The organism is Micromonospora sp. RL09-050-HVF-A, assembly GCF_019374995.1.
GTDB classification, from domain to species: Bacteria; Actinomycetota; Actinomycetes; order Mycobacteriales; family Micromonosporaceae; genus Micromonospora; species Micromonospora antibiotica.
On record NZ_JAGKQP010000002.1, the window covers coordinates 361309 to 384084 of the forward strand.

Sequence of the window (22776 nt, forward strand, 5' to 3'; positions counted from 1 at the left end):
AGACCACGCCATGAGCGACACGATCGCCACGCTGCCGGTGGTCGTCGAGAACGACGGCACACCCCTGACCGAGCTGATCGGCCGACGCCGGGCCGAGCTGCGCGCCGACCTCGTCGCGCACGGCGGGCTGCTGTTCCGCGGCTTCGACGTGGGCGGGGTGGACGGCTTCGACGCGGTGGTGCGGGCGTTCTCCGGCGAGCCGCTGACCTACACCGAGCGGTCCTCGCCCCGGCACGCCATCAAGGGGAAGGTCTACACCTCGACCGACTACCCGCCGGACGAGGAGATCTTCCTGCACAACGAGAACTCCTACCAGGCGCGTTGGCCGCTGACGCTGTTCTTCTACTGCCTGACCGCGCCGCAGACCCTCGGCGCGACCCCGCTGGCCGACGTGCGCCGGGTGTACGCCGAGATCGACCCGGCGGTCCGTGCGGAGTTCGTCAGTCGGCGCTGGCTGCTGGTGCGTAACTTCCACGCCGACTTCGGCACCCGCTGGCAGGACGTCTTCGGCACCGACGACCGCGCCCAGGTGCAGGCGTACGCGGCGGCGAACCGGATCGAGCTGGAGTGGGTGGGCAAGGACGGGCTGCGGACCCGGGCGGTACGGGACGTGGTGCACCACCGGCCCGGCTCGGACACCCCGCGCTGGTTCAACCACGCCACCTTCTTCCACCTGAGCACCCTGCCGAAGGACTACCAGGAGGGGCTGCTGGCGATGTTCGGCCCCGAGGGGCTGCCGGCGAACACCTACTACGGCGACGGCGGCGAGATCCCCGCCGACGTGCTGGACCACCTGCGGGCCGCGTACCGGGCGGCCAGCGTCCGCTTCGACTACCAGCGCGACGACGTGCTGGTGGTCGACAACATGACCGCCGCGCACGGGCGGGAGCCGTTCACCGGACCCCGCAAGATCGCCGTCGCGATGGCCGAACCGCACACCCCCGACACCGCTGGAGCGAACTGATGGCCGACACCCGATTCCTGGTCGTGCGCAACGACGAGGAGCAGTACTCGATCTGGGCGGCCGACCGCGACCTGCCCGCCGGGTGGCACGACGCGGGCTTCGCCGGCAGCCGCGAGGAATGCCTGGCCCACGTCGACGAGGTCTGGACCGACATGCGTCCGCGTTCGGTACGGGAGCAGACGGCATGACCCGCGAGTGGACCTTCCCCGCCTCGTTCGCCCAGGAGCGGGTCTGGATCGCCAACCAGCTCGACCCGGCGTCGCCGGTCTACAACGTCTCGATGCCGTGCCGCTTCCCGGCGGGGCTGGACGTCGACGCGGTGACCGGCGTGTTCGACCAGGTCGTCGCCCGGCACGAGGCGCTGCGGACCTACCTGCGGGTCGACGACGGCAACCTGGTGCAGGTGGTCCGGGAGCACCAGCCGACCCGGCTGCCCACCGACGACCTGCGGGAACTGCCCGAGGAGGAACGCGCGCAACGCTACGCGGCGCTCTGCGTCGAGCTGGCCCGCACGCCGATCCCGCTGGACGCGCCGCCGCTGTGGCGGGCCCGGTTGGTGCGTCTCGGTGAGGCGTGGACGCTGCTGCTGGTGGTGCACCACGCGGTCTTCGACAGCCACTCGGCGGTGCTGTTCGACGCCGAGATCGCCGCGTTCGCGCAGGCCGCGTCGACCGGTGCGCCGGCCGCCGTGCCGGAGCTGCCCATCCAGTACGCCGACTTCGCGGCCTGGCAGCGCGACCAGCTCACCGGCGCGGAGCTGGCGCGGCAGCTCGCCTTCTGGACCGGTCACCTGGCCGGGGCACCGGCGGTCACCGGCCTGCCGCTGGACCGGCCCCGCCCGGCACAGCTCGGCTTCGCCGGGGACGAGGTGCGTTTCGACCTGCCCGACGGGCTGCTCGACCGGGTCGGCCGGCTGGCCGGCGGATCGGCGGCCACCCCGTACATGGTGCTGTTGGCGGGTTTCGCGGCGCTGCTGTCGCGGATCTCCGGCGACACCGACGTGGTGGTCGGGGTCTCCACCGCGGGCCGCGACACCGCCGAGTTGACCTCGCTGATCGGCATGTTCGTCAACCCGGTGGCGTTGCGCTGCGACGTGGGCGGTGACCCGTCCTTCGTCGACCTGCTGGGGCGGGTCCGCGACGCGATGGTCGACGCCCTCGACCACGGGCAGACCCCGTTCCAGCGGATCGTCGAGGCGGTCGCCCCGGAGCGGGACCCGTCGGTGCAGCCGGTCTTCCAGACCGCGCTGAACTTCATCCCCGGTTCCGGGCTGGACCTGGTGCAGCTGGGCACCACCAAGGACGACCTGGCCTTCGACATCACCACCGGGGAGAGCCGGCTGGTCTACCGTACCGACCTGTTCGACCGGTCCACCGCCGAGACGGTCGTGGCCCGTTACGTCCGGCTGCTCGACGCGGCGGTCACCGACCCGCAGCAGCCGGTGTCCGCGCTGCCGCTGCTCGCCGACGCGGAACGCGACCTGGTGCTCGGCGACTGGGCGGGGACCGGGGTGGCCGGTGCGTCGTCCACCGTGGTCGACGAGGTGCAGCGGCAGGTGGCGGCCACCCCGGACGCCACCGCGCTGGTCTGCGACGACGTCAGCCTCACCTACGCCCGGCTCAACGCCGCCGCGAACCGGCTGGCCCGGGTGCTGGTGGGCCGGGGCGTCGGCCCGGAGACCCGGGTGGCGCTGGCCCTGCCGCGCGGCCCGCAGCTGCTGGTGGCGATCCTCGCCGTACTCAAGGCCGGGGGCGCGTACGTGCCGGTGGACACCGGTTACCCGGCGGGCCGGATCGGTTACCTGCTCGCCGACGCCGCACCCGCGCTGGTGCTGGCCGTGGCGGAGACCGCCCCCCTGGTGTCGGCGGACGCGCTGCTGCTCGACGGGGTGCTCGACGTCGACCCGGCCCTCGCCGACGCCGTTGTGGCCGGTGCCGACCCGGCCCGGGGCGAGGCCGACCTCACCGACACCGACCTCACCGACACCGACCGGGTCGCGCCCTTGCGCCCGGAGCACCCCGGTTACGTGCTCTACACCTCCGGTTCGACCGGCCGGCCCAAGGGTGTGGTGGTGGAGCACCGGGCGATCACGGCGTACCTGGCCTGGGCCCGGGACACCTACCCGGGGCTGTCCGGCACCGCGCTGCTGCACTCGCCGGTCTCGTTCGACCTGACGGTGACGGGGCTGCTCGGCCCGCTCACCGCCGGGGGCACCGTCCGGCTGGCCGGGATCGACTCCCCGGCGGCCCGCACGGGTGGGCGGCCGACCTTCCTCAAGGTCACCCCGAGCCACCTGCCGCTGCTGGAGGAGGCCCTGTCGCCCACCACCGACCTGGTGATCGGCGGTGAGGCGCTCACCGGTGAGCAGCTCGCCGACTGGCGGGCCGCGCACCCGGACGTGGCGGTGGTCAACGAGTACGGCCCCACCGAGGCGACCGTCGGCTGTGTCGCCGCCCGGCTCGCCCCCGGGCAGCCGGTGCCCGCCGGCCCCGTGTCGATCGGCCGGCCCACCGCCACCAGCCGGGTGTACCTGCTCGACGCCGCGGGGCAGCCGGTCCCGCCCGGGGTGGTCGGTGAGCTGTACGTCGCCGGTGACCAGCTCGCCCGGGGCTACCTGGGCCGGCCCGGCCTGACCGCCGAACGGTTCCTGCCCTGCCCGTACGGCCCGCCGGGGCAGCGGATGTACCGCACCGGTGACCTGGCCCGGTGGCGGGCCGACGGCACCCTCGACTACCTGGGCCGCCGCGACGACCAGGTCAAGGTGCGCGGGATGCGCATCGAGCTGGGCGAGATCGAGGCGGCGATGCGGGAGCACCCGGAGGTCCGGGAGGCGGCGGTGGCCGTGCGCACCGACTCGGGGGAGCCGACCCTGGTCGGTTACCACGTCGGCACCGCCGAGGAGGCGCACCTCGCCGCCGAGCTGGCCCGGGAGCTGCCGGCGCACCTGGTGCCGGCCGCGTTCGTCCGGCTCGACGCGTTGCCGTTGACCCCGAACGGCAAGCTGGACCGGGCGGCGCTGCCCGCCCCGCCGGAGTCCGTGGCCGGCGACGGCTACGTGCCGCCGCGCACCGACGCCGAGACCCTGGTCGCCGAGGTGTACGCCGACATCCTCCAGGTGGAGAAGGTCGGCGCGCTCGACGACTTCTTCGCCCTCGGCGGCAACTCGCTGCGCGGCATGCGGGCGATGGCCCGCATCCGGGCCGAGGTGGACGTCGACCTGCCGATGCGGGCGCTGTTCGGCAGCCCCGTGGTGGCCGATCTGGCCGCCCAGATCGAGGCGCAGATCGCCGCCGAACTGGACGACCTTTCCGAGACCGAGGTCGCCGCGCTGTTGGCGGCGGATAAGGACACTTCCGCATGACGGACCTGAAGGATTCCCGGGACGCCGCCCGGGCGGCACTGATCGCCCAACGGTTACGCCGACGGCAGGCCACCCCCGCCGCCCGCGTCACGCCGCGCCCCGAGGGTGTCGAGGTGCCGCTGTCGTACGCCCAGGAGCGGGTCTGGTTCATGGACCAGCTCGCCCCCGGCGAGGCGGCGTACCACATCGCGGTGCCGTTGCGGGTGCGTGGCCCGCTCGACGTCACGGCGCTGCGCGCCGCCCTCGCCGCGCTGACCGCCCGGCACGAGTCGCTGCGCAGCCGGTTCCCCGCCGACGCCGACGGCAAGCCGACCGTGGTGGTCGCCGACACCGTCGAGGTGCCGTTGACGGTGGTCGACGCCCCCGACGAGCGGGCCGCACGGGAGTTGGTGGAGGCGGCCTCGCTCGCGCCGTTCGACCTGGCGGCCGGGCCGCTGCTGCGGGCGCTGCTGATCCGGCTGGCCGCCGACGACCACGTGCTGTTCCTCAGCAAGCACCACATCGTCGGTGACGGCTGGTCGGTCGACGTGCTGCTGCGCGACCTGATCACCGCCTACCGGGGCGGTGAGCTGCCCACCCTGCCGGTGCAGTACGGCGACTTCGCCGTCTGGGAGGCGCAGGAGCTGGCCGGCCCGGCGGCCCGGTCGCACCTGGACTACTGGAAGTCCCGGCTGGCCGGGATCACCCCGTTGGAGCTGCCGCTGGACCGGCCCCGCCCGGCCACCCAGACCTACCGGGGCGACTTCGTCGAGTTCCGGCTGACCCCGGCGGAGACCGAGCGGCTGACCACCCTCACCCGGGTGGCCGGCGGCACCCTGTTCATGACGCTGCTCGCCGCCTACCAGGTCTTCCTGGCCCGGCACGCCGGTCAGGAGGACTTCGCGGTCGGCGCGTCGGTGGCCGGCCGGTCCGCCCCGGAGCTGGAGGACCTCGTCGGCATGTTCATCAACATGCTGCCGCTGCGGGCCGAGTTGGGCGGTGACCCGACCTTCTCCGAGCTGCTGGAACGCACCCGGCGCAGCGTGCTCGACGGTTTCGAGCACGCCGAGGTGCCGTTCGCGCGGGTGGTCCACGAGCTGGGCCTACCCCGCGACGTCAGCCGCTCACCGGTGTTCCAGGCCATGTTCGTGTTGCAGAACTACGAGATGGGCCGGTTCACCGAGGTCTCCGACGCCACCGACGTGACGTTCGACTGGACCCCGATGGAGCTGCGGGCCACCCGGTTCGACTTCGAGCTGCACGCCGTGGAGACCGTCAACGGGCTCTGGGGCAAGCTGGTCTTCAACACCGACCTGTTCGACCGGGCCACCGTGACCCGGATGGCCGACCGCTGGGGCGCCCTGTTGCGCGCGGTGGCGGCCACCCCGGACGTGCCGGTCTCGGCGTTGGACCTGCTCCCCGCCGACGAGCGGGCGTTGCTGGCGTCGTGGAACGACACCACCGCCGACTTCCCGGCTGCCGAGACGCTGCACGGCCCGATCGAGGCGGCAGCGGCGGCGACCCCGGACGCGGTGGCCGTCACCATCGAGGGCATCTCGACGACGTATGCGCAGCTCAACGCCGCCGCGAACCGGGTGGCGCACCGGCTGCGGGCGGCCGGCGTCGGCCCGGAGACCCTGGTCGGGGTCTGCGCGGAACGCTCCGTCGAGCTGGTCGCGGGCCTGCTCGGCGTGCTCAAGGCCGGTGGGGCGTACCTGCCGCTGGACCCGGAGTACCCGGCCGACCGGTTGGCCTTCATGCTGACCGACGCCGCCGCGCCGGTGGTGCTGGTGCAGGAGCAGCTGCGCGACGTGCTGCCCACCGTCGACGCGACGGTGCTGGCCCTGGACGATCCGACCCTCTGGGCCGACCAGCCGCAGACCGACCCGGCCCCGCTGGCCGGCCCGGAACACCTGGCGTATGTGATCTACACGTCGGGGTCGACGGGTCGCCCGAAGGGGGTGCCGAACACCCACCGGGGCATCGTCAACCGGCTCGACTGGATGCAGAAGACCTACCGGCTCGACGCCGACGACGCGGTGTTGCAGAAGACCCCGGCCAGCTTCGACGTGTCGGTGTGGGAGTTCTTCTGGCCGCTGCGCACCGGGGCCCGGCTGGTGCTGGCCAAGCCCGGCGGTCACAAGGACGCCGGTTACCTGCGTGACGTGCTGGTGGCCGAGCGGGTCACCACCGCCCACTTCGTCCCGTCGATGCTGACGGTGTTCCTGGCCGAGGAGGGGGTGGAGGCGGCCACCGCGCTGCGGCGGGTGATCTGCTCCGGTGAGGAGCTGCCGCTGGCCTCGGCGGTCGACTTCACCGCCCGGTTGCCGCACTGCGCACTGCACAACCTGTACGGCCCGACCGAGGCGGCGATCGACGTCAGCGCCTGGCACTGCGACCCGGCGCTGCTGGCCGGGTTGACCGGTGTGCCGATCGGTGGGCCCATCGCCAACCTGCGGCTGCACGTGCTCGACCCGGCCGGTCGGGAGTGCCCGGTCGGGGTGGCCGGTGAGCTGCACATCGGCGGGGTGGGGCTGGCCCGTGGTTACCACCTGCGGCCGGCGCTGACCGCCGAACGTTTCGTGCCGGACCCGTTCTCCGGTGAGCCGGGCGCCCGGCTGTACCGCACCGGTGACCTGGCCCGCTGGGTGCCCGACCCGGCGGGGCCGACGACCGGGGCCGAACCGGCCGGTGTGATCGAGTTCCTGGGCCGCATCGACCACCAGGTCAAGCTGCGCGGCCTGCGCATCGAGCTGGGCGAGATCGAGAGCGCCCTGCGCGAGCAGGCCGGGGTGGCCGAGGCGGCGGTGATCGTCCGCGAGGACAGCCCGGGCGACAAGCGGCTCACCGCCTACCTGGTGGGCGGGGCCGAGCATGCCGCGCTGAAGTCGGCGCTGAAGGAGACGCTGCCGGAGTACATGGTGCCGGCCGCGTTCGTCACCCTGGACGCGTTGCCGCTGACCCCGAACGGCAAGCTCGACCGCAAGGCGTTGCCCGCGCCGGTGGTCACCCGCGAGGCGTCGGTGGCCCTGGTCGAGCCGCGCGACGACACCGAGCGGCTGCTCGCCGGGATCTGGTCGGAGGTGCTGGGCGTGCCGACGCTCGGCATCGACGACGACTTCTTCGACCTGGGCGGGCACTCGATGCTCGCCACCCAGGTGGTGGCGAAGATCCGCCGGGCCGAGCACGGCGGCCGGGCGGTCGGCGTGATGGACCTGTTCCAGCAGCGCACCATCCGGGAACTGGCCGCGTTCATGACCGGTGACGCCGAGGCGGCCGGCCCGCGTCGGCTGCTCTACGAGCTGACCAAGCCGATCCCGGCCGGCAAGCGGGTGCTCAGCTACGTCTGCGTCCCGTACGGCGGCGGCAGCGCCATCGTCTACCAGCCGCTGGCCGACGCGTTGCCCGCCGGGCACGCCCTGTGGTCGTTGGCCATCCCCGGCCACGACGTCGGGTTGACCGAGGACGCCCTGCCGTTCGACGAGCTGACCAGCCGGGTGGCCGCCGAGATCGTGGAGCGGATCGACGGTCCGTTGGCCCTCTACGGTCACTGCGGGGTGGGCAGCGCCATCGTCGCCGAGGTGGCCCGCAAGGTGGAGGCCGCCGGGCGGGAGCTGGAGGTGGTCTACATCGGGGCGATGTTCCCGTTCGCCCGTCCGAAGGGCGCCTTCGCGGCGTTGCGCAACCGGCTGGAGCAGCTCAGCAGCAACCGGCACTACGCGAGCTGGCTCAAGAGCATGGGCGTGGACACCGACGAGCTGGAGCCGGAGCAGGCCGACCGGATCATCAGCAACATGCGGGCCGACTCCCGCGCGTCGGAGGAGTACTTCACCGGGCTGCTCGACCGGGGCGCGGAGAAGCTGCGTGCGCCGATCGTCTCGGTGGTCGGCTCCGAGGACCCGGTGACCGACTACCACGCCGAGCGGTACGCGGAGTGGCAGTTCCTCAGCGACACCCTCGGTCTGGTGGTGCTCGACCAGGCCGGGCACTTCTTCCTCAAGTACCGGGCCGACGAGCTGGCCGAGATCGTCACCCAGGTGCACCCGGCGGTGCGGGCCGGGGACGTGACGGCGCTCGGCCCGGCGGCCCGGGGTGAGGACGCCGGCTGGGTGGTCGCCGACCACCAGCGTGTCGGCGACGTCGACGGGCCCGCCCCGGCGGTGGTGAAGCCCAGCATGGCCCGGTTCGTCGCGGTCACCGCCGGGCAGCTGGTCTCCACCACCGGTTCGGCGTTGACCGCGTTCGCCCTGCCGATCTGGTTGTTCACCCGGACCGGATCGGTGGCCGACCTGGGTCTGTTGTGGGCGTTGGCGCTGATCTGCGGGGTGCTGATGCTGCCGGTGGCCGGCGCGCTCACCGACCGGATCAGCCGGCGACGGATCATGATGATCGCCAGCTGCGTCTCCGGCACCATCCAGCTGGTGCTGGCCGCCCTGCTCTGGACCGACAACCTCGCCCTGTGGCACATCTACGGGCTGGTGGCGTTGAGTCAGGTGGCCGGATCGTTCCAGCGGATCGCCTTCCAGTCGGCGGTGCCGCAGCTGGTGCCGAAGCGCTACCTGGGGCACGCGATGGGCATCACCCAGCTCTCCAGCGGTTTCGCGATGCTGCTGATGCCGGTCTTCGCGGCCGGCCTGCTCGCCGCGATCGGCCTCAAGGGCATCCTGCTGATCGACGTGGCGAGCTACCTGGTGGCGGTGCTGACGCTGGCCGTGGTCCGCTTCCCCGACCTGCTCGGCTGGCGGCCCCGGGAACGGCTGCTGGTGGCGATCGCCAACGGTCTGCGCTACTCGTGGCGGCACAAGGGTTTCCGGCTGATGCTCGGCTACTTCGCGCTGGGCAACGTCTTCCTCGCCCCGGCGCTGGTGCTCACCACCCCGCTGGTGCTGTCGTTCGGCACCGCCACCCAGGTGGCGCAGGTGGCGCTGGCCGAGGCGATCGGCGCGGTGGCCGGCGGGGTGCTGATGTCGCTGTGGGGTGGGCCCCGGCAGCGGCGCATGATCGGGGTGCTGATCGGCAACCTGGGCACCGCCGTCGGGTGCCTGCTGATCGGCCTCGACGCCTCCGTCGTCATGATCGCCTTCGGGGCGTTCTGGCTGGCCATGGCGATGACCACCGCCCAGTCGATCTACGCCACGATCGTGCAGGTCAAGGTGCCGCAGCGGTTCCACGGCCGGGTGTTCAGCCTGAACCAGACGATCTCCTGGTCGACCCTGCCGATCGGCTTCGCGTTGCTCGCCCCGGGCGCGACGGCCCTGTTCGAGCCGATGCTCGCCGACGGCGGCACGCTCGCCGGTTCGGTGGGCGCGGTGATCGGCACCGGTCCGGGTCGGGGCATCGGCTTCGCGTACGTCTGCTTCGGGTTGGCCCTGGTGCTGATCACGCTCGGTGGGTTCGCGATCCGGATGCTGCGCCGCTTCGACATCGAGGTGCCCGACTCGCTCCCCGACGACCTGATCGGGGCGCAGGAGCGGCAGCGGCGGCTCGCCGAGCGGGCGAAGACCCGCCCGGAACCGGCGTCGGTAGCCGGCTGACCGGTCCGCGCGGGTACGACGGCATCGAGGCGTCGTACCCGCGCGGCAGGGACACCCGGCCGCGACGGGTCCCCGGGGACGGTGCCGCCTCGGGGACGCTCGTCGCGGTCGGGGCCGGGCGGCGTCCGCCCCTCCACGGGCGGGCAGGCCGGCCCGGGCCTGGTCAGAAGGGTTCGGCCGGATCGGCGAGGTCGGTGTCCGACGGCTCCCGGGGCTCGGCCACCCAGGCGGAGAAGACCGGCACCCCGTGCCACGGCCCGGTCCCGCCGTCGCGGTGGTCGGTGGCCACCGCCAGCACCGCGTACGGGTGCCCGAAACGCAGCTCGGCGGTCCGACGGACCCCCTCCGGTGGGAGGCTGGTCAGGGCGAACGCACCGGTCACCGCGGCGGCCTCGAAGCCGTACCGGCCGTAGTGGGCAACCGCCACCTGCCGGGCCTCGACGTCCGCCTCGGTGCCGAGCAGCCCGCCGAGCGCCCGGCCCACCGCCGTGAACCCCAGCCCGGGGGCGGTCAGGTCGTGTTCGTCCCGCGCCGACCAGCAGGGCAGCACCGCGTGCCGGCGTTCCTCCCGACCGTCGCGGGCGGACGTGCGGACCCGCTCCTCGCGCAGCGTCCCGAGCGGTCCCACCCCCAGCGGCAGGTCGAACAGCGACCGCCGGCCCGGTTCCCCGTCCACCGCCGCGCCGGCCAGCGCGTAGCCGGCGGCGAGCACGTCGGCCGGGGGGACCGCCGGGTCGGCGAGCACCGAGAGCACCAGCAGCCCGGCCCCGTCGCGTTCCACCGCCGCAGCGGCGTGCACGGCGACGTCACCGGCCGGTCCGGTCGCCGCGATCCAGACCCGGTGCCCGTGTTCCGGGCTGCGCAGCGCCCGGGCCAGCCGCCCGGCCCACCCGCTGTCCGGGGCACCCCGGTCGGCGGACCCCGCCGGCCCGTGCCCGGGGCCGGCGTCGCCCCCCGGCCCGGCCGGCCGTGCGCCTGGTCGGGGCGGGGTCCCGCGCCCGGTCGGCGTTCGTCGCCGGGCAGGTCCGCCGCGCCCGGGCCGAGCATCGCGCCGGGCACCAGGTCGAACGGGGTGGCCCAGGAGATCCGGGTGGCGAGGGCGCCGGCCAGCGCCAGCAGCACCCGGGGGGAGACGGTCAGCGGGAACCGGTCGATCAGCCCCAGGGTGTGCTCGCGGGCCCAGGCGTCCAGGCCCGCCTGGTCGGGCAGCGGCCCGCTGGCGGTGGCCCGGGGCAGTCCGTCGGTCCAGCCGGCGAGCTTCGCGGTGTCCGCGCCGGGTCGGTGCCAGAGCGCGGTGGCCGACGGCACCAGCGGGTGCGGGTGGTCCAACAGGGCGGCGGCCGTCGCCGCGGCGGCCTCCCCGTCGACGCCCAACACCTCGGCCAGCTCGGCCCGGACCGCGCCGGTGGCGGCCGGCGCGGCGAGCGCCAGCAGCAGCCAGGCACCGAGCGGGGAGGCGACGTGGTGCCGGTCGCCGAGTTCGGCGTGCAGCCGGGCGGCGTACCGGGCCAGTGGGGTGTACGGGATCGTCGTCATGCCCCCACTGTGCCCACCGTTCGCGCTCGCGGCACCCCGGTCAGGACCACAGTTCGAACGGTTCGTCGATCTGCTCGCCGGCCAGGAAACCGGTGAGCAGCTCGGGCAGCCGGCCCGGATAGAACCGGGCGGTGCTGGTGACGATCTCGTCGGGCGGCCACCAGCGGAACCCGAAGTAGTCCTCCACCTCGTAGTCGAGCCGGTCGGCGCCGTCGATGTCCGGGGCGGCGGCGTCGAGGCGTACCGTCAGCACCACCTCGTCCTGGACGTGGCGCAACCGGCGGTGGATGAAACTGGCCCGCCGCCGCCAGGTGGGCGGGCCGAGCTGCGCGGCGGCGACGACGAACCCGGTCTCCTCCCGCAGTTCGCGCAGGGCGGTCTCGGGGTACGTCTCGCCGGGGTCGACGCCCCCGCCGGGCAGCTCCCACCAGGTGCCCAGCCGGGGGTGTTCCGGGTCGCGGGTGTGGAACAGCAGGATCAGGCCGTCGAGGTCGCGGACCACCAGCCGGACGGCGGTGCGTTCGATGACCGGCAGGTCCCGGGGCAGTTCGGTCATGGGCCTTCCTCGACGGGGCACCGTCGGGGCGGCGGCGGTGCGACGATGGCGATCATGGCGGAGCTCTTCGGTGAGGTGGCGGGCGACTACGACGAGATCCGGCCGGGCTACCCGGCCGCCCTCGCCGCCACCATCCTCGCCTATCACGGCGGACCACCCACCCGGCTGGTCGAGGTCGGCGCGGGCACCGGCCTGGCCACCGCGCTGCTGCGCGACCTCGCCGCCGCTGCCGGCCCGGCCCGGCCGGCGTCGGGCGTCGTGGGGTCGGGCGTCGTGGGGTCGGGCGTCGTGGGGTCGGGATCGACCGGACCGTCGCGCCCCGGCCCGGTCGGCGCCGGCCGGACCGACGTGGACCGGGCCGCGCCGGGGCGGACCCGGGTGACCTGTGTCGAGCCGGACGCGCGGATGGCGGCGGTGCTGGCCGCCCGGTTCCCCGACGTCGAGGTGGTGGTGGCCCGGTTCGAGCAGTGGTCGCCGCCCCCGGCCGGCGTGCCCCTGTTGTCGTGCGCGTTGGCCTGGCACTGGCTCGACCCGGCCACCCGCAACCGGCGGGCCCACGACGCGCTGACCCCCGGCGGCACCCTGGCCGTCTTCGCCCACCGCTACGACTACGTCGACCCGGCCCAGTCGGCGGCGATCCGGGCGGCGTTCGAGTCGGTCGACCCGGTGCCGCACCACGACCAGCCGGAGGACTGGTTCCACGCCGACATCACCGGCAGTGGACTGTTCACCGACGTCCGGTCGACCGCGTTCCGCCGGGCGGTGCCGCTGACCACGGCGCAGTACCAGCGTCTCGTCGGCACCTTCTCGCCGCAGCTGCGCCGCCCACCGCGGCAGCGGGAGCGGGTCCTCGCGGCGATCGGGGCCGCCGTCGACGGCTTCGGCGGCACCGTCACCCTCGACCTGCGGACCACCCTGGTGCTGGCCCGGCGGCCGGCCTGACGAAAATTGACCGGACGGTCGTGTCGATCCGGCCCGGTCCCCGTTCGACCTGAGGGTGAGCGGGTCGAACGGCGACCCGACGACGAGGAGCGACGACGATGGCCAAGTACATGCTGATCATGCGGAACACCGACGAGTCCCTGGCGACGATGATGAAGATCCCCTTCGAGGAGATGCTGGAGACGATGGGACGGTTCAACGATGAGTTGATCCGCGCGGGCGTGCTGGTGGCCGCCGAGGGCCTGGAGGACCCGGCGCAGGGCGTGGTGGTCGACTACAGCGGGGAGACCCCGGTCGTCACCGACGGCCCGTACGGCGAGACGAAGGAGCTGTTCGGCGGCTTCTACCTGCTCGACGTGGCGTCGAAGGAGGAAGCCGTCGAGTGGGCCCGGCGGATGCCGGCGGTCAGCGGCAGCAGGTGCGAGGTGCGCCGGGTCCCCGGCATCGACGAGTTCCCGCAGGACAACGAGTTCATCGTCAGGGAGCGGGCGTGGCGCGAGCGGACCGGCCAGCTCTGAGCACGGTGCCCACCGACGACCCGCCGGGCGCCGAGGCGGCCCGGCGGGCCGTCGAGACGCTCTGGCGCATCGAGTCGGCCCGGATCGTCGGCGCGCTGGCCCGCTACACCGGCGACTTCGCGCTCGCCGAGGACGTCGCCCAGGAGGCGGTGGCGCAGGCGCTGGTCGGTTGGGCGCGCGACGGGGTGCCGGCGAACCCGGTGGGCTGGCTGCTCACCGCCGCCCGGCGGCGGGCGGTCGACGCGTTCCGCCGCCGGGCGGCGCTGGACGACCGGTACGCGGTGCTCGCCGGCCAGCTCGCCGACCCCGCCTCCGGGCACGGGGAACTGCCGTGGGACCCGGACCGGGTCGACGACGACGTCCTCGCGCTGATGTTCGTGGCGTGTCATCCGGTGCTGGCCCCCGAGGCCCGGCTGGCGCTGACGCTACGGGTGGTCGGTGGCCTGTCGAGCGAGGAGATCGCCCGGGCGCTGCTGGTGCCGGTGCCCACCGTGCAGGCGCGGATCACCCGGGCGAAGAAGACGATCGCCGCCGCACGGGTGCCGTTCGCCCTGCCCGAGCCGCCGCAGCGGCGGGAACGCCTCGGCGGGGTCCTGGGCGTGCTCTATGTGATCTTCACCGAGGGGTCGACGGCGACGACCGGCGACGAGCTGCTCCGCCCCGACCTGGCGTACGAGGCGATCCGGTTGGCCCGGACGCTCGCCGCGTTGCTGCCCGCCGAGCCGGAGGTGCACGGACTGCTCGCCCTGTGCGAGCTGACCGCCGCCCGGTTCCCGGCCCGGGTCGACGCCGACGGTGCGGCGGTGCTGCTGGCGGACCAGGACCGGCGGCGGTGGGACCGGTCGGCGATCCGGCGGGGGACGGCGGCGCTCGGCCGGGTGGTGGCGCTGGGGCGAGGCCTCGGCCCGTACGGCCTGCAGGCGTCGATCGCCGCCTGCCACGCCGGTGCCCCCTCGGTGGAGCGCACCGACTGGGCCCGGGTGGTGCTGCTCTACGAGGCGCTCGGCCGGGTGGCGCCGTCGCCGGTCGTCGAGCTGAACCGGGCCGTGGCCGTGGCGATGGCCGACGGCCCGCAGCAGGCGTTGTCCCTGGTGGACGAGGTGGCCGCCGGGGGGCGACTGGCCGGGTCACACCTGTTGCCGAGCGTGCGGGGCGAGCTGCTCGCCCGGCTCGGCCGCAGCGCCGAGGCCCGGGCGGAGCTGGAGTTCGCCGCCCGGTTGTGCCGCAACGTCCGGGAGCGGGCGGTGCTGCTGCGCAAGGTCGACGCCCTCGGCGGGTGACCCGGGCGCGACGGCGGTAGGCTGCCCGCCGTGGCAGGTCTGTTGAGGAACGTGGCGACCCGGCTCGGCCGGGTGACCGGCGTGGTCGGCGCGCGGCGGGGCACCCCGGCTGCGATCCCGGCGCAGGTGGCGCGGCGGCGGCAGGTCAGCGCCCTGCAACGGCGGGAGCTGTCGTACGCCCCCGAGCCGGACGGGCAGGCCGACCCGGGGGAGATCGTCTGGACCTGGGTCCCCTACGAGGACGACCCGAAGCAGGGCAAGGACCGTCCGGTGCTGGTGGTCGGCCGGTCCAGCCGCACCCTGTTCGGGTTGATGCTCTCCAGCCAGAGTGAGCGCGACGGTCAGCGGCACTGGCTGGCGTTGGGCCCGGGGGAGTGGGACCGCGACGCCCGGCCCAGCTGGGTTCGCCTGGACCGGGTGCTCACCATGCGGGAGGACGGCATCCGCCGGGAGGGCGCGGTGCTGGACCGGGGCCGTTTCGACCGGGTCGGACAGGCGTTGCGGGCCGGCTACGGCTGGCGTTGAGCGCTGCCGGTGTGGCCGGGGCCGTCCCGGCCGGTGGTGGGTTTCAGCACTCGGCGAGGCGGGCCACGTCGAGTAGTTGCCGGGGTGACTGACGGCTGGTGACACCCTTCGCCCGGTACATGGCGGCGTCGGCCCGGCACAGCGCGTCGGCGAGTTGGGTGGGGCCGGTGACGGGGGCTAGCCCGACCGAGGCGGTGACCCGGACGCTGCACGGGCCCAGCGGGATGGGGGCGGCCAGCGCCTCGCAGAGCCGACGGGTGGCGTGGTCGATCCAGCGTCGGTCGACCGACGGGCTGGCCAGCAGGCCGGCGAACTCGTCGCCGCCGAGCCGCGCGACCAGGTTGTCGCCGGCGAAGGCGGCCAGCCGTTGGGCGACGCTGATCAGCACCTGGTCGCCGGCGGCGTGCCCGTAGCGGTCGTTGACCTGCTTGAAGTCGTTGAGGTCGAGGACGACCGCGATGAGGGGCTGCCCGCCGGCATCGGTGAGCAGCGCGGCGGCCAGCCGGTAGAAGGCCCGCCGGTTGGGCAGCCCGGTGAGCGGGTCGTGACTGGCGGCGTGCCGTTCGGCGGCCAGTTCGGCCTGGAGGTGCTCCAGTTCCGCCTCGGCCGCAAGCGCCCGGCGGCGTAGCTGCCACACCGAGACCAGGGCCCCGGCTGCGGAGACGCCGGACGCGACGGTCAACGGATCCGGCACGGGTCCTCCCTCGCAGTGTCGGCGTACGACCCGGGCGGCGGCGGCCGTCGTGCCGCGCAGGGTCGCCGTTTTCCCAGGTGAATGCCCTGGGGCTGGTCACTCAAAGTGAACGGATAAGTACCGCGCACGTGCGTTATCATGCTCGCTGTCTGGTGCAGATGCAATAGCAGATGCACGTGCAGCACGGCCGGATCTGATGTCGCACCACCCTCGAACCCGCACCATCCCCTTGCGACAGTGGGTCCGAACCCCGACAGAAAGACATCCATGCAGCAGCCTCAAAACGGCGTCCCCACCACCGAGTTGCCCCCCCTGAGGTGGGAGAAGAGCCGGCGGAGCAACCCCAGCGGCAACTGTGTCGAGTTGGCCGAACTCCCCGGCGGGGCGGGCATCGCCATGCGCAACTCGCGCCACCCCGAGGGGCCGGCCCTGATCTACACGGTGGACGAGATAGCGGCATTCGTCCTCGGCGCGCGCGACGGCGACTTCGACCATCTGATCGACTGACACCTGGTGGTCCCGCTCATGGGACCGTGTCCGTCCGGAGGATGTTCATCTCACGGACGGTCCATGGCATGCTTACTCGTCGGTCGGGCGGGGCCCGGGGACCGTGAACGGATGGGCATGCGCGGAGGGGCGGGCACGTGACGATGGTTGCCGCCGAGGGGGGACCGGCCACCGGCCCCACGGTGTTGCGGATGCTGCTCGGCGCGTAGCTGCGCCGGCTGCGGGAGGCCAGCGGTGTCACGCGGGAGGGTGCCGGTTGGGAGATCCGCTCCTCGGAGTCGAAGATCAGCCGGATGGAGCTGGGCCGGGTCGGCTTCAAGGAGCGGGACGTCGCCGACCTGCTCACCCTCTACGGGGTCACCGCCGCCGCCGACCGCGACGCGCTGCTCAAGCTGGCCCGCGACGCCAACAGCCCCGGCTGGTGGCACCGCTACGGCGACGTGCTGCCCACCTGGTTCCAGTCCTACCTGGGCCTGGAGGCCGCCGCCGCGTTGATCCGCAGCTACGAGGTGCAGTTCGTCCCCGGCCTGCTCCAGACCCCGGAGTACGCCCGCGCGGTGGTCCTGCTCGGCCACCGGGGCGCGGCGGTCGAGGAGGTCGACCGCCGGGTGGAGCTGCGTGTCCAGCGTCAGCAGGTGCTGCACCGCCCCGACCCGCCGCAGCTCTGGGCGGTGATCGACGAGGCCGCCCTGCGCCGGCCGATCGGCGGCCCGCAGGTGATGCGGGGGCAGCTGACCGCGTTGATCGAGGCGACCCGGTCGCCGCACGTCCGGTTGCAGGTCATCCCGTTCGACGCCGGTGGCCACGCGGCGGCCGGCGGGGCGTTCACGATCCTGCGGTTCGGCGACGACGACCTGCCCGACATCGTCTACATCGAGCAGCTGACCAGTGCGCTCTACCTCGACAAGCGGGAAGACCTGGACTACTACGCGGCGGCGATGGAACGCCTCTGCGTCGAGGCCACCCCGCCGGAGCGCACACCGGAGGTCCTCGCCCGACTGCGTGACGAGCTGTACCCGCAGTGACCACCGCACCGGCCCGCCACCCCGGCGGGGCGGCCTCTACGATGATCAGAACCGCAGACAGTGGACGGACGCCATCGACCGGTGGCGCGCAGTCATGGAGGACCCGGTGACCACCGATGCCCCGACGGGCGCCGCCCAGCATCCCAGCGACCGGATCGACACCTCGGTCGCGCATCCGGCCCGCCGCTACAACTACTGGCTCGGTGGCAAGGACAACTTCCAGGCCGACCGCGACTCCGGCGACGCCATGGCCGCGGCCTTCCCGACCATCCGCACCGCCGCCCTGGAGAACCGTCGCTTCCTGCAACGGGCCGTGGCCCACCTGGCCCGTGAGGCGGGCATCCGACAGTTCCTCGACATCGGCACCGGCATCCCGACGGCGAACAACACCCACGAGGTGGCCCAGTCCGTCGCCCCGCAGTCCCGGGTGGTCTACGTCGACAACGACCCGATCGTGCTGGCCCACGCCCGCGCCCTGCTGACCAGCTCGCCCGAGGGCGCCACCGCCTACATCGACGCCGACCTGCGTGAACCCGAGAAGATCCTGCACCACCCCGAGCTGCGGCGCACCCTCGACCTGGGGCAGCCGGTCGCCCTGATGCTGGTGGCCATCCTGCACTTCGTGGGGGAGGCCGAGGACCCGTACGCCGTGGTCCGCCGGTTGCTCGCGGAACTACCGCCGGGCAGTTACCTGGCCGCCTCGCACGCCACCTACGACCACCTTCCTCCGGACGTCGCCGAGGCCGCCCGGGAGACGACCCGGGCGGGCAACCCACCGGGCGGGATCAACCTGCGCAGCCGGGACGACTTCGCCAGGTTCTTCGACGGCCTGGAGGTGGTCGAGCCCGGCTTCGTCTCGGTCGCCCGCTGGCGGGCCGAGGCCGAACCACAGCCCCGCCCCACGGTGGACGAGGTGAGCATGTACTGCGCACTCGGCCGCAAGCCCTGACCCGTCCCGTCGACCGGCCGGGCCGACGCCGGAGGGCTCCCCGCACGGGCGACCCGACGCTCCGCTCACCCCGCGTGGACTCCTACGCGGCGGGCTGCCTACGGTCAGGCCGGCCCGACCCGGTCCCCGGCGGTGACCCGACCGCCCCGCACCACCACCGCGTACGCCCCGACGCAGGGCTGCGCCCCCAGGTCGGGCACGGGGACCACCCGGTTGCGTCGGGCCGGCCGCCGCAGCGCCTCCGGATCCCCGGGTAGCTCGCCGTGTGCCAGGGTGGGCACCGCGCACCGGGGGGTCGGCGCGACCACCCGCAGCACCACCTCCGCACCGACGCGCAGCTCCCGACCCACCCAGGAGTTCTCCACGAAACCCGTCGCGTCGGTGGCGACGACCAGGTTGGGCCGGTAGCGCGGAGCCGCCTCCCAGGGCAGGTCGAGCGCGTCCAGGCTGGCCGTGGTGAGCAGGTGCAGCGGTGCGAAGTCGACCAGGCTGCCGGCCGGGGCGACGCCACCCAACGGGTTCCCGGTGACCGGCACGTCGGCATCGGCTCCCTCGGCCAGCACCGCGTCCGGGTCGGCCCGGTCCAGCAGGGCGTCGGCGGGCACCGTGCCGGTCAGCGTGACCGACCGGCCGAGCAGCCGGGACAGCGCGGTGTCCAGGCCGTCGTCGGGGTGGGCGTAGCCGGTGCCGTCGGGGAGGGTGAGGCGTACCCGGTCGGGGGCGGCACCGGTCGCGCGGACCCCGAGCAGGGCCGACCACCGGCGGGGCCGCTTCGCGCTGCCGACCCGCCCGGTGTCGCGGTCCAGCACGGCGAGCCGGCGGTCCCCGGCCAGCCCCCGACCGTCCACCATGGCGCCGTGTAGCGGTTCGCCCAGCATCGACTTGACCGGATACCGCCACACCTGAGTCAACACTCCGCCCACCGGCCCAGCGTAAACGGTCAGGTACGCACGGTCCGCGTGGTCGATTCGTCGACCGGCTCGTAACTTTGTCGGATGATCCCACGCTCCCTGGCACTCAACCCCCGTACGGTCGTGTCCACCGCCGAGCCGTCGTCCGAGGGACCGGTGGGTTTCGTCACCGGCCTGGTGGAGCGGCTCGGCGGGCCCGGCGCGGGGTTGGCGGTGGCGCTGGAGAACCTGTTCCCGCCGATCCCCAGCGAGGTGATCCTGCCGCTGGCCGGCTTCGCCGCCGCCCAGGGGCGGATCAGCCTGGTCTCGGCGATCCTCTGGACCACCCTCGGTTCCGTGGTCGGCGCGTGGGTGCTCTACGGCATCGGCGCGGCGCTGGGGCGCGACCGGATGCGTGCCGTCGCGGCCCGGCTGCCGCTGGTCAAGCTGAGCGACGTGGACCGCACCGAGGCGTGGTTCCTCAAGCACGGGGTCAAGGCGGTGTTCTTCGGGCGGATGATCCCGATCTTCCGTAGCCTCATCTCCATCCCGGCGGGGGTGGAGCGGATGCCGATCCTGACGTTCCTGCTCTACACCACGCTGGGCAGCCTGATCTGGAACACCACCTTCGTGATGGCCGGCTTCCTGCTCGGCGACAACTGGCACGTCGTCGAGGAGTACGTCGGGTCGTTCCAGAAGGTCGTCATCGTGGTCTGCGTCGCCGCCGCCGGCTGGTTCGTGGTCAACCGGGTCCGCCGGGCCCGCGCCGCCCGCGCCGACACCCCGGCCGGCGGCGTCCCGCCCGGCGATGCCGCCGCCGGGCCGGCGGAGCCCGGCGGGGACACGACCTACCGGGGGACCGTCTACCGGGGTGGCGTCTGGGGACGCGACACCGACTGATCCGGCCCCGGCCCCGGCGACGTCCGCCACCGTACGCCGACCGGACTGATCCGTTGCGGCTGCGCGTCCGTACTGCTGTGCGGGGACCGGGACAGGGGAGGCACGATGGCGGAGCCGGATCAGGAGCACCGTCCGACGGCGGGGCAGCAGCAACCGGTCTTCGAGCCGGTGATCGAGGTGACGGGTGAGCCGGTCGAGGTGACCGACGGCGACCGGGCGGACCGGTCGCCGTGGCCCCGGGGGGCGCGGCTGCTGGCCGCCGCGGCGGTGCTGGTGGTCGCGCTCGGCGCGCTCGCGGTGGTGGTGACGATGGCCAACCCGGACCGGCTGGGGATGGTCATCTCCGGTGGCCGCGACGGGGCGCCGCCGGTGGCGGCGACCGCCGAGCCGGGTGGTGCCGGTGCCGCCGAGGCCGCCGCCGGGCGGACCGCGACCGCACCCGTGGGTGAGCTGCGCCGGGCGACCTTCGAGCTGCTGGACGGGGTGACCTCGTTCCGGCTGCGCACCGACGATCTCGGTGCCGACCTGTACCGGATCAGCAGCCCGGCCGACGCCGGCCTGACCCCCCGGCCCGAGGTCTCCGGCGACCGGGTGCAGCTGCGGGTGACCCGCCGGGACCGGCCCGGCCGGGGCGTCGTCGACGTGGTACTCAACACGCGGGTGACCTGGCGGTTGCGGCTGATCGGCGGGGTCAGCGACCACGTCCTCGACCTCTCCGACGCGCGGCTGTCGGGTTTGGAGCTGATCGGTGGCGCGGCCCGGGTCGACCTGCGGCTACCCCCGACGACCGGCACCCGCACGGTACGGATGACCGGCGGTGTCAACCAGTTCGTGGTCCGGGCGCCCGACGGGCCCCCGGTGCGGGTCCGGGCGGGCTCCGGCGCCGGCAGCGTCGTCTGGTACGGCGACCGGCGGGACGGGCTGGCCCGGGGGGCGACCGTCGGCTCGCCGAACTGGGACCGGGCACCCGACCGGCTCTACCTCGACCTCGTCGCCGGGGCCAACACGGTCACCGTCGTCGAGGACTGAACCGGCCGGCCCCGCGCCGGGGCGGGCGGGCCGGCATAGAGTCGGACGGTGGACCGTACCGAATCGTTGCCGGCGCAGACCCGACCACCCGGCATGGCCGACGAGGACCCGGGCAGCGTGCTGCTGCCCGGCCACGACGTGCCCCTGGGTCGCTACACCACGGTGCGCCGGCTGCTGCCGCAGCGGGCCCGGCGGATGGTCGGGGCGTGGTGTTTCGTGGACCACTTCGGCCCCGACGACGTTGCGCAGCGGCCCGGCATGGAGGTGCCCCCGCACCCGCACACCGGCCTGCAGACGGTGACCTGGCTGCTCGACGGTGAGATCGTGCACCGCGACAGCCTCGGCAACGTCCAGCCGATCCGGCCCGGTCAGCTCAACGTGATGACGTCCGGGCACGGCATCGCCCACTCCGAGCGGTCACCGGCCTCCCACCCGCCGTTGATGCACGGTGTGCAGCTGTGGGTGGCGCTGCCGGATCCGGCGCGGGCCGGTGCGGCCGACTTCGCCCACCACGCCGACCTGCCCCGCTGGCGCACCGGCGACTGGGACCACACCCTGCTCGTCGGTGAGCTGGGTGGCGAGCGGTCCCCGGCGGTGGTGCACACGCCGCTGGTCGGTGCGCAGCTCCAGGCACACGGGCCGGCTCCGGCCACGCTGGGCCTGCGACCCGGCTTCGAGTACGCCCTGCTGGCGATGTCCGGCCGGGCCCGGGTCGACGGACTGTCCCTGGAGCCCGGCGCGCTGCTCCTGCTCGGCGGGGGGCGCGACCGGCTGGAGCTGACCGCCGAACCGGGGAGCCGGCTGATGCTGCTCGGCGGTGAGCCGTTCGACGAGCCGCTCGTCATGTGGTGGAACTTCGTCGGTCGTTCGCACGAGGAGGTGGCCGCCGCCCGGGACGACTGGATGGCCGGCCGGGACCGGTTCGGGCGGGTCGCCGACGACGCGGCCCCGCCGCTGCCCGCCCCGGAACTGCCGACTGTCCGGTTGAAGGCCCGGGACCGGCGGGGGGACCTGCACGGTTGACCCGCCGCCCGGCCGTGTGCTAGCCCACACTATTTCAACAATCAGCCGTACGGGTGATGGCGTGTCATATGATGATCGTGGCAGCGATGCCCACCCGGTTCGGGTGGCCACCCGGCGGTTGGCCGGTGAACAGGCACGCGTGCGCCCCAGGTCACGGTTCGTGACCCGGGGCGCCCGCCTGTGTGGGGACCCCTCCCGCCTCCCGGCCCCGCCGTCTCGCCGGCCGGGCAGCAGACCACCTTCGCCGCCGGCGGCTCAGATGCTCCGCAGGTGTTGTGCGACCCGCAGGTGACGCCTGCGGTCGCCCTGTTCCGCGCGTCGGGCCGGGTCGCCCTCCGGCGCCGGGTCGAGCGCGGCGCAGCGGGCCACCTCGGCGGTGTCGGCGTAGTCCACCGGCGGTAGCGCGCGCAACGCCCGTACCACCTCCGGTGGTGCGCCCTCCCGCTCGGCCTGGCGCACCACGGCGTCGCGCGTCGCCGGGCAGTCCAGCCGGGACAGGTACCGCAGGACCTCGGTTCGACTGGCCACCGGTGAGCCTCCTCGCCGCCTCGTGCCGGTCACGAT

The 22776-nt window shown here is 74.1% G+C and carries 20 protein-coding genes; 14 read left to right on the forward strand and 6 right to left on the reverse strand.

Going from position 1 to position 22776, the window contains the following annotated elements:
- Positions 1-10: 10 nt before the first annotated feature.
- From J7462_RS01855 to J7462_RS01870, 4 genes are read left to right on the forward strand one after another with little or no spacing between them, the layout of a single operon-like run.
- The gene (locus tag J7462_RS01855; RefSeq protein WP_219460903.1) at positions 11-964 is read left to right on the forward strand and encodes a TauD/TfdA family dioxygenase; all 954 of its coding nucleotides are present in this window, start codon (positions 11-13) and stop codon (positions 962-964) included.
- Complete coding sequence (locus tag J7462_RS01860; protein ID WP_208566379.1) at positions 964-1152, forward strand: MbtH family protein; 189 nt, start codon at positions 964-966, stop codon at positions 1150-1152. The genes J7462_RS01855 and J7462_RS01860 overlap by 1 nt, the downstream gene beginning before the upstream one ends.
- Positions 1149-4325, forward strand: coding sequence for a non-ribosomal peptide synthetase (locus tag J7462_RS01865; RefSeq protein WP_219460905.1), 3177 nt, complete (start codon positions 1149-1151; stop codon positions 4323-4325). The genes J7462_RS01860 and J7462_RS01865 overlap by 4 nt, the downstream gene beginning before the upstream one ends.
- Complete coding sequence (locus J7462_RS01870) at positions 4322-9838, forward strand: non-ribosomal peptide synthetase/MFS transporter (protein WP_219460907.1); 5517 nt, start codon at positions 4322-4324, stop codon at positions 9836-9838. The genes J7462_RS01865 and J7462_RS01870 overlap by 4 nt, the downstream gene beginning before the upstream one ends.
- A 163-nt stretch (positions 9839-10001) precedes the next feature.
- Here J7462_RS01870 and J7462_RS01875 read toward each other — a convergent pair whose 3' ends face one another.
- The 3 genes from J7462_RS01875 to J7462_RS01885 are packed head-to-tail and all read right to left on the reverse strand — an operon-like array spanning position 10002 to position 11930.
- Positions 10002-10388: a hypothetical protein gene (locus J7462_RS01875; RefSeq protein ID WP_219460912.1), complete on the reverse strand. Its 387-nt coding sequence runs from the start codon at positions 10386-10388 to the stop codon at positions 10002-10004.
- The gene (locus J7462_RS01880) at positions 10349-11374 is read right to left on the reverse strand and encodes a hypothetical protein (RefSeq protein WP_219460916.1); all 1026 of its coding nucleotides are present in this window, start codon (positions 11372-11374) and stop codon (positions 10349-10351) included. Before J7462_RS01880 ends, J7462_RS01875 begins: the two co-directional genes overlap by 40 nt.
- Before the next feature lie 40 nt (positions 11375-11414).
- Positions 11415-11930 (reverse strand): NUDIX hydrolase, encoded by a 516-nt coding sequence (locus tag J7462_RS01885; RefSeq protein ID WP_208566375.1) that lies wholly within the window; start codon positions 11928-11930, stop codon positions 11415-11417.
- A 54-nt stretch (positions 11931-11984) separates the two neighbouring features.
- Between J7462_RS01885 and J7462_RS01890 the strand changes: the two genes are divergently transcribed.
- The 4 genes from J7462_RS01890 (at position 11985) to J7462_RS01905 (ending at position 15195) form a co-directional block, all read left to right on the forward strand.
- Positions 11985-12872: a class I SAM-dependent methyltransferase gene (locus J7462_RS01890; protein WP_219460919.1), complete on the forward strand. Its 888-nt coding sequence runs from the start codon at positions 11985-11987 to the stop codon at positions 12870-12872.
- A gap of 98 nt (positions 12873-12970) precedes the next feature.
- Positions 12971-13390, forward strand: coding sequence for a YciI family protein (locus tag J7462_RS01895; RefSeq protein ID WP_219460922.1), 420 nt, complete (start codon positions 12971-12973; stop codon positions 13388-13390).
- Positions 13363-14670, forward strand: coding sequence for an RNA polymerase sigma factor (locus J7462_RS01900; protein ID WP_308290691.1), 1308 nt, complete (start codon positions 13363-13365; stop codon positions 14668-14670). Before J7462_RS01895 ends, J7462_RS01900 begins: the two co-directional genes overlap by 28 nt.
- A gap of 30 nt (positions 14671-14700) precedes the next feature.
- Positions 14701-15195: a type II toxin-antitoxin system PemK/MazF family toxin gene (locus tag J7462_RS01905; RefSeq protein WP_208566372.1), complete on the forward strand. Its 495-nt coding sequence runs from the start codon at positions 14701-14703 to the stop codon at positions 15193-15195.
- Positions 15196-15238: 43 nt separating this feature from the next.
- On the opposite strand, the gene J7462_RS01910 is transcribed toward J7462_RS01905, so the two are convergent.
- Complete coding sequence (locus J7462_RS01910; protein WP_208566371.1) at positions 15239-15889, reverse strand: GGDEF domain-containing protein; 651 nt, start codon at positions 15887-15889, stop codon at positions 15239-15241.
- Between the two features lie 267 nt (positions 15890-16156).
- Between J7462_RS01910 and J7462_RS01915 the strand changes: the two genes are divergently transcribed.
- From J7462_RS01915 to J7462_RS01925, 3 genes are all read left to right on the forward strand, one after another.
- Positions 16157-16396, forward strand: coding sequence for a DUF397 domain-containing protein (locus J7462_RS01915; RefSeq protein WP_208566370.1), 240 nt, complete (start codon positions 16157-16159; stop codon positions 16394-16396).
- A 209-nt stretch (positions 16397-16605) separates the two neighbouring features.
- Positions 16606-17421: a helix-turn-helix transcriptional regulator gene (locus J7462_RS01920; RefSeq protein WP_255598039.1), complete on the forward strand. Its 816-nt coding sequence runs from the start codon at positions 16606-16608 to the stop codon at positions 17419-17421.
- A gap of 94 nt (positions 17422-17515) precedes the next feature.
- Positions 17516-18370, forward strand: coding sequence for an SAM-dependent methyltransferase (locus tag J7462_RS01925; RefSeq protein WP_208566368.1), 855 nt, complete (start codon positions 17516-17518; stop codon positions 18368-18370).
- 104 nt (positions 18371-18474) lie between these two features.
- Here J7462_RS01925 and J7462_RS01930 read toward each other — a convergent pair whose 3' ends face one another.
- Positions 18475-19293, reverse strand: a complete 819-nt coding sequence (locus J7462_RS01930) for an MOSC domain-containing protein (protein WP_308290692.1) — start codon at positions 19291-19293, stop codon at positions 18475-18477.
- A gap of 72 nt (positions 19294-19365) precedes the next feature.
- On the opposite strand from J7462_RS01930, the gene J7462_RS01935 reads away from it, so the two are divergent.
- The 3 genes from J7462_RS01935 to J7462_RS01945 all read left to right on the forward strand — a co-directional run bounded on the left by J7462_RS01935 (position 19366) and on the right by J7462_RS01945 (position 22212).
- Positions 19366-20160, forward strand: coding sequence for a DedA family protein (locus tag J7462_RS01935; RefSeq protein ID WP_219460925.1), 795 nt, complete (start codon positions 19366-19368; stop codon positions 20158-20160).
- Between the two features lie 105 nt (positions 20161-20265).
- Positions 20266-21189, forward strand: coding sequence for a cell wall-active antibiotics response protein (locus J7462_RS01940; RefSeq protein WP_255597546.1), 924 nt, complete (start codon positions 20266-20268; stop codon positions 21187-21189).
- A 48-nt stretch (positions 21190-21237) separates the two neighbouring features.
- Entirely contained in the window at positions 21238-22212 is a 975-nt protein-coding gene (locus J7462_RS01945) for a pirin family protein (RefSeq protein ID WP_219460930.1), read from the forward strand.
- Positions 22213-22467: 255 nt separating this feature from the next.
- Here J7462_RS01945 and J7462_RS01950 read toward each other — a convergent pair whose 3' ends face one another.
- A complete protein-coding gene (locus J7462_RS01950) occupies positions 22468-22740 on the reverse strand; it encodes a DUF2795 domain-containing protein (protein WP_219460935.1) in 273 nt (90 codons plus the stop codon).
- Positions 22741-22776: the final 36 nt, after the last annotated feature.

Coding starts and splice junctions, on each gene's coding strand:
- J7462_RS01855 (WP_219460903.1), top strand. CDS start 11: ATGAGCGACACGATCGCCACGCTGCCGGTGGTCGTCGAGAACGACGGC.
- J7462_RS01860 (WP_208566379.1), top strand. CDS start 964: ATGGCCGACACCCGATTCCTGGTCGTGCGCAACGACGAGGAGCAGTAC.
- J7462_RS01865 (WP_219460905.1), top strand. CDS start 1,149: ATGACCCGCGAGTGGACCTTCCCCGCCTCGTTCGCCCAGGAGCGGGTC.
- J7462_RS01870 (WP_219460907.1), top strand. CDS start 4,322: ATGACGGACCTGAAGGATTCCCGGGACGCCGCCCGGGCGGCACTGATC.
- J7462_RS01880 (WP_219460916.1), bottom strand. CDS start 11,374: ATGACGACGATCCCGTACACCCCACTGGCCCGGTACGCCGCCCGGCTG.
- J7462_RS01885 (WP_208566375.1), bottom strand. CDS start 11,930: ATGACCGAACTGCCCCGGGACCTGCCGGTCATCGAACGCACCGCCGTC.
- J7462_RS01890 (WP_219460919.1), top strand. CDS start 11,985: ATGGCGGAGCTCTTCGGTGAGGTGGCGGGCGACTACGACGAGATCCGG.
- J7462_RS01895 (WP_219460922.1), top strand. CDS start 12,971: ATGGCCAAGTACATGCTGATCATGCGGAACACCGACGAGTCCCTGGCG.
- J7462_RS01915 (WP_208566370.1), top strand. CDS start 16,157: ATGCAGCAGCCTCAAAACGGCGTCCCCACCACCGAGTTGCCCCCCCTG.
- J7462_RS01925 (WP_208566368.1), top strand. CDS start 17,516: ATGGAGGACCCGGTGACCACCGATGCCCCGACGGGCGCCGCCCAGCAT.
- J7462_RS01935 (WP_219460925.1), top strand. CDS start 19,366: ATGATCCCACGCTCCCTGGCACTCAACCCCCGTACGGTCGTGTCCACC.
- J7462_RS01940 (WP_255597546.1), top strand. CDS start 20,266: ATGGCGGAGCCGGATCAGGAGCACCGTCCGACGGCGGGGCAGCAGCAA.